Origin of the sequence: Cupriavidus sp. D384 (assembly GCF_001652915.1) — a bacterium.
Taxonomy (GTDB): domain Bacteria; phylum Pseudomonadota; class Gammaproteobacteria; order Burkholderiales; family Burkholderiaceae; genus Cupriavidus.
Genome location: NZ_BBQI01000082.1, coordinates 1 through 13,603, shown reverse-complemented (window position 1 = coordinate 13,603; position 13,603 = coordinate 1). Strand labels below are relative to the sequence as shown.

General features: G+C 67.0%; 11 protein-coding genes. 1 reads left to right on the top strand and 10 read right to left on the bottom strand.

Going from position 1 to position 13,603, the window contains the following annotated elements; genetic code table 11:
* Positions 1 to 204: 204 nt before the first annotated feature.
* From A9J21_RS16960 to A9J21_RS16915, 10 genes are all read right to left on the bottom strand, one after another.
* Positions 205 to 2,769, bottom strand: coding sequence for a glycosyl hydrolase 2 galactose-binding domain-containing protein (locus A9J21_RS16960; protein ID WP_066737691.1), 2,565 nt, complete (start codon positions 2,767 to 2,769; stop codon positions 205 to 207).
* Entirely contained in the window at positions 2,766 to 3,752 is a 987-nt protein-coding gene (locus A9J21_RS16955; protein WP_066737686.1) for a DUF1839 family protein, read from the bottom strand. The genes A9J21_RS16960 and A9J21_RS16955 overlap by 4 nt, the downstream gene beginning before the upstream one ends.
* Entirely contained in the window at positions 3,753 to 4,730 is a 978-nt protein-coding gene (locus A9J21_RS16950; RefSeq protein ID WP_066737683.1) for an amino acid--[acyl-carrier-protein] ligase, read from the bottom strand.
* A gap of 10 nt (positions 4,731 to 4,740) precedes the next feature.
* The gene (locus A9J21_RS16945) at positions 4,741 to 5,940 is read right to left on the bottom strand and encodes an acyl-CoA dehydrogenase family protein (protein ID WP_066737681.1); all 1,200 of its coding nucleotides are present in this window, start codon (positions 5,938 to 5,940) and stop codon (positions 4,741 to 4,743) included.
* The gene (locus A9J21_RS16940; RefSeq protein WP_066737679.1) at positions 5,937 to 6,188 is read right to left on the bottom strand and encodes an acyl carrier protein; all 252 of its coding nucleotides are present in this window, start codon (positions 6,186 to 6,188) and stop codon (positions 5,937 to 5,939) included. Before A9J21_RS16940 ends, A9J21_RS16945 begins: the two co-directional genes overlap by 4 nt.
* A gap of 106 nt (positions 6,189 to 6,294) precedes the next feature.
* On the bottom strand, positions 6,295 to 7,698 hold the full coding sequence (locus tag A9J21_RS16935) for an undecaprenyl-phosphate glucose phosphotransferase (protein WP_066737710.1): 1,404 nt from the start codon (positions 7,696 to 7,698) through the stop codon (positions 6,295 to 6,297).
* Between the two features lie 99 nt (positions 7,699 to 7,797).
* Positions 7,798 to 8,457 (bottom strand): phosphatase PAP2 family protein, encoded by a 660-nt coding sequence (locus A9J21_RS16930; RefSeq protein ID WP_066737677.1) that lies wholly within the window; start codon positions 8,455 to 8,457, stop codon positions 7,798 to 7,800.
* A 443-nt stretch (positions 8,458 to 8,900) separates the two neighbouring features.
* Complete coding sequence (locus A9J21_RS16925) at positions 8,901 to 9,161, bottom strand: hypothetical protein (RefSeq protein ID WP_066737675.1); 261 nt, start codon at positions 9,159 to 9,161, stop codon at positions 8,901 to 8,903.
* Between the two features lie 95 nt (positions 9,162 to 9,256).
* Complete coding sequence (locus A9J21_RS16920) at positions 9,257 to 9,805, bottom strand: response regulator transcription factor (RefSeq protein WP_066737673.1); 549 nt, start codon at positions 9,803 to 9,805, stop codon at positions 9,257 to 9,259.
* Between the two features lie 271 nt (positions 9,806 to 10,076).
* Positions 10,077 to 10,892: a response regulator transcription factor gene (locus A9J21_RS16915; RefSeq protein WP_066737671.1), complete on the bottom strand. Its 816-nt coding sequence runs from the start codon at positions 10,890 to 10,892 to the stop codon at positions 10,077 to 10,079.
* Between the two features lie 507 nt (positions 10,893 to 11,399).
* Here A9J21_RS16915 and A9J21_RS16910 point away from each other — a divergent pair.
* On the top strand, positions 11,400 to 13,199 hold the full coding sequence (locus A9J21_RS16910) for a methyl-accepting chemotaxis protein (RefSeq protein WP_066737669.1): 1,800 nt from the start codon (positions 11,400 to 11,402) through the stop codon (positions 13,197 to 13,199).
* Positions 13,200 to 13,603 lie beyond the last annotated feature (404 nt).

Genomic DNA, 13,603 nt, shown 5'->3' with positions numbered 1-13,603 from the left:
GTTGACTGTATTAAGTGCCATGCAGCACAGAACGGACAGTAGGCAGACGGATAGGTCAGGGCGTCATGCTTTGGTAGGTTGGATGTAGGAAAACGGGTGAGTCGCGGTGGATGCGAGGCTGGCGCAGATACTGGCCGGTGGGAGGAGGGAAATGTGTGCTGCCGCGCCAGACCTGGTCTGGCGGGCAGGTGGACAAGGATGAGTTCAGCCGTCGTAGCTGACGGATCGCGGCGCATTCAGCGCCCACACTTCACCCGAAGGGATGGCTCTCGCATGCATGGCATCCGCTGCATCGTGCATCAGTCGGATACGGCGCGACTCGCCCGGGCCCAGATGGAACCAGTCGGTCTCGGGCAGCCAGGCGTGATCCTCGATGTGGACCCACCGCGCAAAGCGCCGGGTGCCCACAGTCAGCCACCAGACGCCATCCTCGCACGCCACGCTGGCGCTCAGGCCCGGGTCCTGCAGCGCGTCGGCGCGCCGGTCGGGCAGATACACGGCCTGGCTGAGCAACGGGTTGCCTGCGTCATCCCCGTTGCCTTCTGGAGAAGCGTCGTGCAGCGTAGCCAGCACCACGTCGTGCGCGGGCGGCCCGAAGCGGTAGGCATAGGTGAAGTCGAAGAAGTGATCGAGCAGTTCCGCCGCCACCAGCCGCCGTGTCTCGCGCGGCGCCAGCGTCAGCGTCTGGTCGGCCTGCGCGGCCACGGACTCGCCGTCGCGCAGGCAACGCAGCGTCAGCCGCACCGTGCGCGGCGCGGCGGTTTCGTTGACCAGATGGATGTGGAGCCCGTTGAGCCCCTCATCCGTCAGGATGACCTGCAACGGTTGCCAGACCTGCCGCAATGCATGCCACGCCGATTTGGGCCGGGCGTATGCATCGATGATGCCCCAGCCCGCGCCCGGCAGAAGATCCTGCAATTGCCAGACCAGGCCGCCCCGGCAGGTGGAATCGGCGCGGCGCCATTCGCCGAATACTTCGTTCATGACCTCGGCCACCACGGCGCGCGACAGCGTCAGATAACGCGCCGGCCGTTCATAGCGCAGACGCAGCGGATCGACGTCGAACATCGCGCGCAGGTAGAAATCGCGGATATCCTCGAAATCCCAGGCGGCGCCCGCATCGCGCGGCACACGCGCCTTCCAGCGCGGATCGTGGTACGGCTGCGACAGGCCGGCATCGGCCAGCGTACGCGCGCACGGCACATTGGCAAAGGCCAGGCATTCCGAGGTGAAACGGACATTTGCCAGCCGCGCGTCGCTTAGCGGCCGCTGGTAGGCACCCACGCCGTAGTAATGCGACACACCGGTATCCGCCTGGAACGGCCACGCGCCCTCGCTGGGCGAATTGCGCAGGTAGACCACATCGGGCCGATGCTCGGCCACCAGTGCCGGGATCAGTGTGTCGAACAGCGGCTGGCGCCACGCGCTGCGCGGCACACCCATCATCGCGGCCTGCTGTTCGGCCTCGCTGCCGCCGCACAGCACGGCAATGCTGGCGTGGGCCCGGGACGATGCAAGCCACTGCGAGACTTCGCGCCGCGCGTCATCCATCCACGCGGCACCGGTGTCGGTGCCATAGTCGAAATTGGCGAACATGAAGTCCTGCCACACCAGGAGGCCCAGCGCATCGCATTGCCGATAGAACGCTTCGCCCGGATAACAGGTGACGCCGCTCACGCGCACCATGTTGGCCCCGGCGTCGCGGGCCAGCCGCAGCCACCGGGCCACGGCCTCGTCGGTATCGGCCAGGCCGGGCAGGTCGTGGCTGGACACGCACGCACCGCGGCAGAACACGCGCTCGCCGTTGACGCGCAACCCGAACGCACCGGGCTCGCCATCGCGATCCTCGGTAATCGTGCGGAAGCCGACGTTGCCACAGGCCAGCACCTGGCCGCCCATGCTGGCGTCCACGCGATACAGCGCCGGCTCGCCATGCGTATGCGGCCACCACCGCCGGGCGTCGGGAATACGCAGCGTGCCCGCCAGCGTGTGCGGGCCGGTGCAATGCAGGTCGCCGTGCCAGATGGCGTGATCGGGGCCGATTACCGAAAACGCGCCTTGCGCGGGCACCGTACCCGGAAAGTGCAGTTGCAGGACCACCACGCCATCGGTGCCATCGATACTTCCCGACAGTTCGGCGCGCACGCCATGGGTGGGATCGGTGCCGATCGGGTCCAGCAGTTCGATGTCGCGCCACGGCCCCACGGCATGCACGGGCGGGCACCAGCCGGGCATATGCCCGAGCAGCGTGGTGCGCACGGTGCGCAGCGACGGCGGCTGGATCATGCGCGGCCGCCAGCGTACGGGCCCGCGCTGCGTGCGCAGCCACGGATACAGCGCGCGAAAGCAGATAAACAGCACGTTGTCGGCGCCGGCCAGCTCCACCTCCGCCTGGTGCGCGGCGAACATATGGCGCGTGGTCAGCAGGTGCTGGCCGTTGAGCCAGACCTCGGCAATCGTTGCCAGGCCGTTGAAGCGCAGCAGTCGGCGTCCGCTGCCAGAGAACTGCAGCCGGTACCAGTAGTCGCGCTGGTGCAGCGGCGGCGGCGCGGTATCGTCCCAGCGGCCGGCCGCGCTCAGCGCGCTTGCCACCGTGCCAGGCACGAGTGCGGGCAGCCAGTGCCCGGTCTCGGACAGCTCGCCGGGATGCGCGGCGGCGTTGGCAAAGGTTTCAAGGAAGGTCCAGTCGCCTTCGAGCCGCGCCCGGCCCACGGCCACACCAGGCCGCAGGATGGGCAGGAGTGTCGGTTCCGGGTCGCGTGCGGTCATGTGACGGTCTCTCCGAAATGGGCCGCCAGCGCCGGAACCGTGCCCTGGTAGGCCAGCTCGAGCTGCTCCAGGCAGTCTTCGCAGCTATCGGCCTTGTGGCTGATCACCGCCCGCATCAGGCGAAACTGCATCACCATGGCCTCGGACGCCATCGTGTAGCACGCCTCGGCCACGGTATCGGGCAATGTCAGCCCCTGCTTGACCAGCCAGCGCACATAGCGCCCGAGCAGTTCAAAGTTGGCGCCAAGCTGGCGCAGCACGCTGGCCGCGTAGATCTGGAAATTGGGCTCGCCGCGCGCCATCAGCTGTTCCAGATGGGCCGGAAACGCGGCGCGGAAAGCCTGGATCGGATTCTCGCGGGGGCGCCGCGCCAGATGGCCGCGCAGGAGGTCCAGCGATGCGCACAGCAGCCCATCCTCGGTCAGCCCCGGAAAGCGCCGGCGCACGACCTCGGCTTGCGGAAACGTAGCCACGCCCCACATCGTCTCGTGCGCGGGCATGCGGAAGATGGCAAGGTAGTCGTCCCCGCTCGCCGTGTGATAGCCGTCATGGTGGTAGTAGCCGACGGCCGTGGCTTCCGGGACGAGCACGTCGATGGCGATGCAGGCCCGCGCGTGCTGCCGGCGGTAGGTGCCAGGGGCCTGGGGCAACTGGAAGCTGTCCACCTCCAGCAGCACGGCGTTGCCCCGGTTGGTCTGCGCGGCGACGTGCGATTCCAGCCGGCCATAGGTCGACAGTTCGTCCTTGACGATGCCGTACAGGCGCTCCAGGTCGACGGACGGGATGTTCGAGGACGTGAACTGGTCGCCTTCGAAATCGAGCGTAACCGTGAACGGCAAGGCGGCAATGGGTTCGAAATCCCATCCGTGCAACAGTTCGACCCACAGGTCGATATGGCGATTCGCATGCGACCACACGGGGTTGCCACCGTGCAGCGCATGCGCGCCCCCGCGCGTGCGTACAGCCTTGCCGTCTCCGTACATTTACACGCCTCCCAGCGCCTCGCGCACCGCCTGCGGCCAACTCGCCGGGTCCAGCCCGTGATGCTTGAGCAGCGCCAGCGTCAGCCGTTCGATGCCGAAGCCCACGCAGCCCGTGTGCGCCACGCCGCCATCGGCCAGGCCGATATGCCAAAGCGCCCCGAAATGGTCCATGTGATAGTTGAAGCTCATGCACGCGGTGGGCGGTGCGCCGTCGTTGACCGGGATCAGCAGCTCGAACTTGAGCTTCAGCTCGCGCTGGCTGTCGGCCACGATCTTGCCGCCGCGCCCGAAGAACGGGTCGTTGGCCACGTCCACTTCCACGGGCAACTGCAACGCCCGGCCCAGTGCCTGCCCACGATCCATCCACAGCTGGCGAAACGCGACGATGCGCTCGGGCGATCCCAGGCACACGTACTCGCGCTGCCGGAACAGCTGCATGCGCGTGGGTTCCAGCGACGGCTCGTGCCGGTAGCAGTACGACAGCACGTCCACCACCTTGCCGTCCTGCGGCAGCGGGCCACGTTTGGCGATGACCGGGTAGATCGGATAGCAGGCTGCCGGCGTCAGCACCACGCCCGTGAATTCCTGCTGGTCGGTCCAGTCCTGCTTGTCCTCCACGCGCGCCAGAAGCTGGCGGTGCGCGCGGTCGTTGCCGCAGAAGCTGTGGATCGTGCCGGCCAGTTGCGGAAAGCTCTTCAGGTATTCGCTGGTCTCGAAATCCTGCTGCCCCAGCGCAGGCGGAAAGCGCAGCACTTCGGCCTGCTGGTCCGCGCCAATCCGCGAGATCGCCAGGTTCAGGCCATCGGCAATGGCTTCGAACTGCGCACTGCGGCCATACAGCCCCTTGACGCCGGTTTCGATCAGCAGGCCGGAGGCCAGCAGTTGTTCGAGATAGGTCGGCGCAAGCGCGGCTGGCGCCGAGGTCAGTTCACCGGCGCCGCCTCCCGGCGCGGCGTCGGTCAGTGCATGAGCATCCATCGATGGCTCCTTACGAACGGTCGGCCAGCAGCAGGTTGGCTGTGTTGGTCTGGATACGGTCGTTGTTGATCATCAGCGGCGCAGACCACAGATCGCGCAGGTGGCGGCCCAGGCTGAACGGCGTGCCCTGCTTGTAGCCGGCCATGCCGCATACCAGCAGCGCCTGCTGCACGACATCGAGCGCCATCGTCGACATGGCGGTCTTCAGGCCGTTCATCTCGGCGGCCAGCGCGAAGGCGGCCGATACCGATGCTCCGGCATGGCGCGCGCGCTGGCGTTCCAGCGCCATGTCCACGCGGGCTTCCATCATCTGCAGCAGGCTGACGGCCTCGGCCACGCGCGGCGCCGACGGCGGCAGCTGGCCCGGGCGCGCTCGCGCCTGGCCCAGGAAGAAGGTCTTGGCACGCGACACCGCGTCGCCGGAGATGCCCAGCCACAGCGCGCTCCAGAGGATGTGCGAGACCGGCGTCATGGTGGTGTCCGCGATCTCGCCAAACGGCACCGGCAGCACCTGGTCGACCTGGCCGGTGGCCTCCAGCCGGAAACCGTTGCTGCACGTGCCGCGCATGCCCAGCGTGTCCCACGCGTTCAGGCTCTGCAGCGTGTAGTCGTCCTTCAGCGCGCAGACCAGCACCTGGTCCGACGGCGATGCGTCGGCATGGCGCCGGGCCGTGATCAGGATGCCGTCGGCATGCGCGCCATACGAGATCGTCGGCGCCATCTTCAGCAGATGAAACCGGTCGCCCTCCACGTTCACCGCGCAGCCGCTGCTGCGCAGCGCACCGCCAATGGCTTCCTCGGACGTGGCCGACGCCAGCAGCAATTGCTCGCCCGCCACACGCGCCAGCATCTGCTGATGCCACGGGCTGCCCGTGCCGTGTTCGAGCAGGCAGGCCACCTGGATCTGGTGCATCGCGTAGATCATGCCGGTGGATGCGCACGTTTCGCCCAGCACCCGGCAGATGGCCGCAATGGTCGCCAGCGGCGCGCCGCTGCCGCCCAGCACGGCCGGCACCATCGCGCCGAGCAGGCCCTTCTGGCGCAGCACCTCGAACGCCTCGTGCGGAAAGCGCGCTTCATGGTCCACGTCGTCGGCAAAGCGCTGTGCCACGGCAGCCGCATCGCGCGCGGCCGCGATCAGTTCGTCGCCGGCCATGGCGCTGCCGCCGGCGGGGCTGGCGTGCGCCAGCGCTACCTTGGCGGTACTCATGCTGCCTCCTGTTGCCGGCGAATGGTTTCGACCGCCGCCGCAAGCGAGTCCACGCTGCGGAACAGCTGGCGCGTCAGCATCTGATCGGGAATCTCGATATCGAACGCATTTTCCAGCGCCAGCATCACATGCACGGTGGCCAGCGACGACAGGCCGGCCGCGTACAGGTCGTCGTTATCGGCGAGCGTGTCCAGCGGCACGTCAAGGCGGGCCACTTCACCCAGAATGTTGCGGATGGTTGTTTTCATTCGATGTCTCCGATTCGGAAGCCTTGACGGGCTCCATTCCAGTTGTTTTGCGCGTCCGGCTCGGTGCGATTTCGCACCAAGCAGGCGCCGTCGGGCGGGTGCACGCTCAATAGGCGGCCGCGCCTGTCCAGCCGTGCAGGGCCGTGCGCAGGATGATTCGGAGGTCGAGCTGGAACGACCAGTGCTGGATGTAATAGATGTCGAACTCGATGCGCTTGCGCATCTTCTCGATGGTGTCGGTCTGTCCGCGCAGACCGTTGATCTGCGCCCAGCCCGTGATGCCGGGCTTCACGCGATGCCGCAGCATGTAGCGGTCGATCAGTTCCTTGTAGATCTCGTTGTGTTCCATCGCGTGCGGGCGCGGGCCCACCACCGACATCTCGCCGCGCAGCACGTTGAAGAACTGCGGCAGTTCGTCCAGGCTGGTGCGGCGCAAGAAGGCGCCCACCCGGGTCACGCGCGGATCGTCCCGGCTGGCCTGCGTCACGCCATGGTCCTGGTGCATGCGCATGGTGCGGAACTTGTAGACGCTGAACGGGCGCCCGTCGATGCCCAGCCGCTGCTGCCGGAACAGCACCGGCCCCGCCGACGACAGCTTGACCATCAGCGCAATCAGCAGCAGCACCGGGCTCAAACCCACGATCACCGCCAGCGCGAACACACGGTCGAAGCTGGCCTTGACGATGCCGGTCACGCCCGACACCGGCGGACTGTTCAGGTCGATCACGGGCAGGCCCATGAAGTCGCTGAACCGGTGCCCCAGCAGTTCGACCGACGCCACATCGGGCACCCAGCGGATATCGATCAGTTCGTTGCGGAACTGCCGCACCACATCGGACAGGTCGCGGCAGGCCGCCATCGGCAGCGTGAGCCAGATCTCGCGCACGCCCTGGCTGCGCACCATGGCGCAGACCTCTTCAATGGTGCGCAGCGGCTCCACGCCGGCCGGGATGTTCTGGCTGCTTTCGTCGTAGATGCCGACCACACGGTAGCCGGCGGCGCGAATATGCTGTACGCGCAGGTACATCTCGCGCCCCAGCGGGCCGTAGCCGCAGATCACCACGCGCTTGGCGTTGATGCCCTGCTCGCGCACGTTGGCGAGCATGCGGAACATGATGGCGCGCGACACCAGCAGCAGCACCAAAGTGGTGATAAACCAGCCCATCGACCAGACGCGGGAGACGGCGGCAATCTGGTGGATCAGGAACGCGCCCATCAGGCCCGTCAGGAACACCGTGGCCCACGCGGCGCAGGTGCGCAGCGCCAGCACGGCCTGGCTGCGGCCGCGCCACGATTCGTAGAGGCCGAACGCCGGAAACACGACCAGGGCCCCCAGCGCGCACAGCATCGTCAGGAACCCGTTGACGGGTGCCGCCTCGCGGATGCCTCCCGGAAAATAGACCGCCCCCATGCCGATGCCGGCCGCTGCAATCAGCAGCGCATCGCAGAGTCTGTAGAGATAGTGAAGCGCCGAATTACGCTCGGCAGCGACATTCCAGTTCGACGCCATGACCATCCCCTCGCGGGAAGCTGTTTCGGGTCATGTTTGCGCAGCGTGTTCACAACGTCTGTTAGGCGGCGCACACAGGTCCGGGGCGCCTCCGGCAGCCTAGCGCGGAGCGTTGCGGAACACGTCGGCCGCGCGCATGTGGGGACCGGGCAGCGCGGCCCACTCGCCCCGGTGGTAAGGGCGGTCGCGCCCCGAAAGGAACGTGGCAAGGTCCTGCACCATCACGTGGGTGGCACCGGCCAGGCCGCCGGTGGGCAGCAGCAGCAGCGCGGCCAGCATGACGCACATCGCCAGCATCGTGCGGGGGCTGCGCGGCACGCCGTGCCTGACCACGATCGGCAGGCTGACCAGAAAGCCAAGCGCCAGGCCGCTGGCGACCTCGGAAACCGAATGCGCATGCAGGGCCAGCCGCGAGATGCCCACCGCCAGCGCCAGCAGGACGCCGCCCAGCGCGGCCAGCAGGCCCAGGCCCGGGCGCGTGTCGGGCATGGCGATGTAGCAGATCACCGGCAGGATCGACGCGGCCATCATCGCGTGCCCGGAAAAGCCCGTGAAGTTCAGCGAAGCACTGCCGATGCCCCAGCCCATGAACGCGAGCTTGGACGCCAGCACCACCAGCGCGGTGGCGGTGAATGCCAGCATCCAGTGCCGCGCCACGCCGGTGGCGCCGTGCCAGCGCATCCACGCGTAGAGAAAGCATGCGCAGGGCAGCAGGAAGGCAGATTCGCCAAAGTGGGTGATCAGTTCCCAGCGGTTCATCGGTATCTGCGGCAGGGCCGCGCAATTGCGGGTGACCAGGTGCGGTGGCACCGTACGTGGCGGCAGCGTAGCACCACCGCGGCGGCGGCGTGCGCCAAATCATTCGATGGATCATCCCGGGTGTCCATCCCGAAGCATGAGGGCCGCATGTGGCCGCCGGATGTCCGCCGCCGGGTGCCGCGGGCCGCACTGGCGCGCCAGCACTGGGCCCGCCGCCTCGAGCGGCCTGCGAGACAGGGTATGAGATGCCGGGGTGGCATGCGTCTTCTGGTTGATACTGTCCTGCACGGCGATTCGATATGTTCAATGCAATGGTCGCTCACCTCGTGGGCGGCCATTTCAAAGCCCGCATGGTCCCCCGGTCGGCGGGCTTCTTTTTTGGCGCCGGCGGATCGGGGCGGATGCGGATCAACGGATGCGTGAAGCGCAGGGCGGGACGGGTGTCAGGGGGGCGGGGTGCGCGTCAGCGCAACGAACAGCGCGCGGGCGGTGTCCAGGTGACGGGTGGCTTCACGCTCGCCGATTTCGCGGGCGGCGATGATCGCCGCATCCTCGGTGGCAAAGCTCCGGCCATGCAGTTCGCCCCGATACAACAACGGCCCGCCAATAATGGCGAGCCGTATCTCGTAGCAGCATGCCCACTTGCCCCGGCCTTCGCGCACGGCGAATCCGTGGACAACCAGGATTTCCAGACTGTGTTCCATACGACCCCCTGCTCCCCGCGACGGCCGGCCTCTCCAAGGCGCCGGCTTCTGATCGCGGGCAAATCCAGCATAGTCGTATCAACGCGCGGACGCCTTCATCCGATGGCAGTAGTCCCATCGGGACTAACCCGTGCCGCAGGGATGAAGTGCGGCGCAGGCGCGGGCGCTGCCTGCGTGCTGTGCGGATGCAGCGCCCTCAGCAACGACAGCGCACTGCGCGGGAAACACTGCCCGCCCGCCCAGACCAGCGTGGCGGCCGCGCACACCAGTTCCACCGGTGCGGGCACCGCCAGGCAACCATTGGCGCCGAGCAACGCGGCATGCGCCATCAGCGTGGCATCCAGCGCGTCGGACAGCACCAGCCATCGCCGGGGCGCCAGCCGCGAGCGCACGCGGTCGAGCAGCGTGCGCGGGTCGCCCGGCACGCCGCTGCAATCCACCAGCGCCATCTCGACCGGCTGTTCCGGTACGGGTTCGGATTCATCGGGGTTGTCGATCGAAGGCATGCGTACCGAAACGGGATCGCCGTCGAGCAGCCATTCGGGTCCGTGCCAGCGCACCGGCGTCGGGATATCCTGCCCTTCCATCCGGCGCGCAAGAATCCGGCACATCATTTCGTTGCTGGCGATGAGATAGGTCGTCATCTGAATGCCATCCGCGCAGCTTGGCGCGTGTGTCCGCAGGGGGTGGTGCCCCTGCGGGACGCCCTGGTTGGGCGCATCGTATTCTTGTGGAAATGATGGCGAAAAGGAGTGCGTGCCGGAGATTTCGCTGATCTCCGCGGCTGCCCCCCGGCGCCGTGCCTGAAACTACAAGCTAGCAACCGCGGCCGGCTACCGCCTCATGCTTTTGGATGAGGGCGGGCCGGCGAATGGCGGAAGCGTGCCGATGGCCGGCAGCAGCCGATGAGTATGTTCATGCAGCCTCACAGGCCTCCCGTGCGCTCAGGGACGACATCGGGATGTGCGTGGGCTGGGCCGGCGTGGGGCCAGGCCAGTTGAGTGTGGCGCCGCGCTGCAGCGCCACGTACACCGCTTCGCCCTTGTTGCGCACGTGCAGGCGCTGATAGAGCGTGCAGGCGTGGGTTTTTGCGGTGGCCACCGAAATGTTCAGCAGGCGGCTGACCGTCTTGATCGGATAGCCGCGCGCCAGCAGGGCCAGCACTTCGTACTGACGCTCGGTGATATTGAGCAGATGCGCGCCTGCAGCGGGCGTCTCCGGCGCGGCTGCCTGTGCGTGCGCGGCATCGGCCAGGCTCCCCGGCACCCTGTGCAGCGGCACCACGATCGGCGCGGCGTCGTGGCGGGCTTCGGCGGCGCCCGGCTCGGCGTGCCGCGTCGCGGGCAACTGGGACGGAAAGCATTCGCCGCCAGCCAGCACCAGGCGGATAGCCGCCTCCAGCCCATCGGCCGAACAGGTCTTTGCCAGCAGGCCACGCACCGCGTCGGGCATGCCGGACTCGGGCAGCGGCATCGGCAACTGGTCGGCCAGCACCAGCACGCGCAGCGGCGTCAGCCGGCGGCACAGGTCCGCCAGCGTGAGCCATCCTTGCTCCGCATCGGCCGGCAGGCCGAAGACGAGCAGATCGGCGTGGTGTGTCCACGGATCGGGGTCGTGCAGCGCGGTGGAATCGAGATCGACGAGATCGCCCGGTACATGCGCCTGTGCCAACAGATGGCGCAAGCCGAGACGCAACAATGGATGTGGCTCAAGCAACAGAATGGTGGCCATGGCCGCTCACTTCTTCTTGGCGCACCATTGCGATATCTGGCTGCTCGCATGGCGCGCTGATTGGAGACGCTCCGCTTATGGCGCGGTTGCGCTTCCATACGGTCTGCATCACCTCCTGAGCCGTTCGCAGTACTTCCCGTCCTGGCTACCGACTGCTTCGGCCCTCCCTCGGAGGATGTCAGACCGCCCCGTGTGCGTATGTAACGCGTTAGATGCCTCTGAACTCAGATTCAAATGAAATCTAATTCTGGTGTTCAGCATAGGCAGCACGTGTTGCGATTGCAAGTCGATGTTGCAGCGCAACGGGTTTTCCCTCGGTTGTATGGCAAGTGCACCCGAGCGATATGGCAAATGACCCGGCAGACCTCGAACGATTGTTCGAAGCCAGGGAAAGTGACTCCAGAATCTCTATGTTGCGCCGCACTAAAGTCGGCTCGGGGCGCGCCGTCAATGCGATGGCAATTCAATCGCCCAGACCCGGGCCAACCCATGAGAAGAGTTCAACACATGCTTTCCTCGCTTCGCGCACGAATCGTGGCCCTATCGGTGGCCATCGTTATCGTGGCGCTGGCAGCCAATGCCATCGTCAACCAGTTTGTCGCCCACGCCTATAACAACGAGGCCATCGACAATAACCTTGCCGCCGTGCAAACCGGCCACGTGGACGCCATTGCGGAATGGGTGTCCAGTCATACGCAGATGATCGTGTCACTGCAGGACGCCGCGCTGCAGGAAGACCCCATCCCTGCGCTGCGCCTGGTTTCCAGCGCGGGCGGCTTTATCAAGACCTACGTCGGCTATCCGGACAAGAGCCACCGGTTTTCCGACGCCGCCGGCCTGAAGCCCGACTACGATCCCACCGCGCGGCCCTGGTACAGGCAGGCCGTGGCGGCAGGCAAGCCAATCGTCACGCCACCCTATATCGCGGCCAGCAGCGGCAAGCTGGTGGTGACGTTTGCCGTACCGGTGATCCGCGATGGCGGCGTCAAGGCGGTAATCGGCGGCGATGTGGCCATGGACGCCGTGGTCGCCAACGTCCGGTCGATCCATCCCACGCCGGCCAGTTTCGGCATCCTGGTGGCGCGCGACGGCAAGATCGTCGCGCATCAGGACGACAAGCTGACGCTCAAGCCGATATCGGACCTGGTGCCCGCGCTGGACGGCGACAAGCTTGGTGCGCTGGTATCGGCCACCACGCCGCTGGACGTCAGCGTGGGCGGCGCCAGCAAGCTGTTGCGCGGCCGCGATATCGCCGGCACCGACTGGGTTGCCGTGATCGCGCTGGACAAGGCCGAGGCCACGGCCGGCATGCGGTCGGTACTGATTGCATCGATGATCTCGCTGGTGATCGTGGCCTGCGCGGCCGCGCTGATCGTGGCCGGTGTCACGGCGGTCTCGTTCCGGCAGCTGTCGGGCATTCGCGATGCCATGGTGGCGATCGGCTCCGGCGATGGCGACCTCACGCGGCGCCTGCCCGCGCAGGGCACCGACGAGGTGGCGCAGATCGCCCGCGCCTTCAATGCCTTTGCCGACAAGCTCGTGCACGTCATGCGCCAGATTCGCGACGCGAGCGAATCGGTGCATGTGGCCGCCAACGAGATTGCGGAGGGCAATGCGGATCTGTCGCGCCGCACGGAATCGGCCGCCGCCAGCCTGGAGCAGACTGCGGCGTCGATGGAGGAGATTACCGCCACCGTGGGCCAGTCGGAGAGCGCCGCGCGCCAGGCCGACGACACCGCCACGCAGGCGCAGCAGGTTGCCACCCGGGGCGGCAGCGCCATCTCCGGGGCCATCGACACGATGGGTGACATCGAGCGCGCCGCCGTCAAGGTTTCGGACATCATCGGCGTGATCGAGGGCATTGCGTTCCAGACCAACATCCTGGCGCTGAACGCTGCGGTGGAAGCGGCCCGTGCCGGCGAGCAGGGCCGTGGGTTCGCGGTGGTGGCGGGCGAAGTACGCGCGCTGGCCCAGCGCAGTTCGCAAGCCGCCAAGGAGATCAAGACGCTGATCGAATCGACGGTGGGCAGCGTCAATGCCGGGTCCGGCCAGGTGCGGCTGAGCGGCGAGACGATGCACGAGATCGTGGGTAACGTGGGCCGCGTCACGCAGATCATCTCCGAGATCACCAGCGCGGCGCGCGAACAGACGCGCGGCATCCAGGAGGTGAACGTGGCGGTCAGCCAGCTCGACCAGATGGTGCAGCAGAACGCCGCGCTGGTGGAGCAATCCACCGCCGCCGCTGCTGCGCTCCAGGGCCAGGCATCCACGCTCGCGGAAGTCGTGCGCACGTTCCGGCTGGACTGACACCGCAGCCCGGTATCCGGCCCGGCTCATCCTTGCGCTACGCCCCCGCCCGGCCTGTTTCCGGGCGGGGCGCCGTCCCCGGGGCCTTGCGCCTCCCCGGCTCTCCATCGAACCCCGGGGCCTCTTCCTCCTTCCCTCTCTATGTAGTTGTCCGGCTCCGCGCCATCGATGGCGTCGTGCAGGCGGCGACTCGACGTGTTTCTCGAACCCGATCGGGTCGAAACTCCTCGATTCAATTATTTTGAATAACTATGACGACGATAGCCCACTTTCTCCGGGGTGGCGGTCGCTATAGTTCTGCACATGGACAGCGCAGCAACGCAGCGAAACGAACGAAGTGAAGCCAGCGCCGCCCGATAAATCCTCAAACTTATTGAATCACCCTTTATTCCGGAGAACACCAT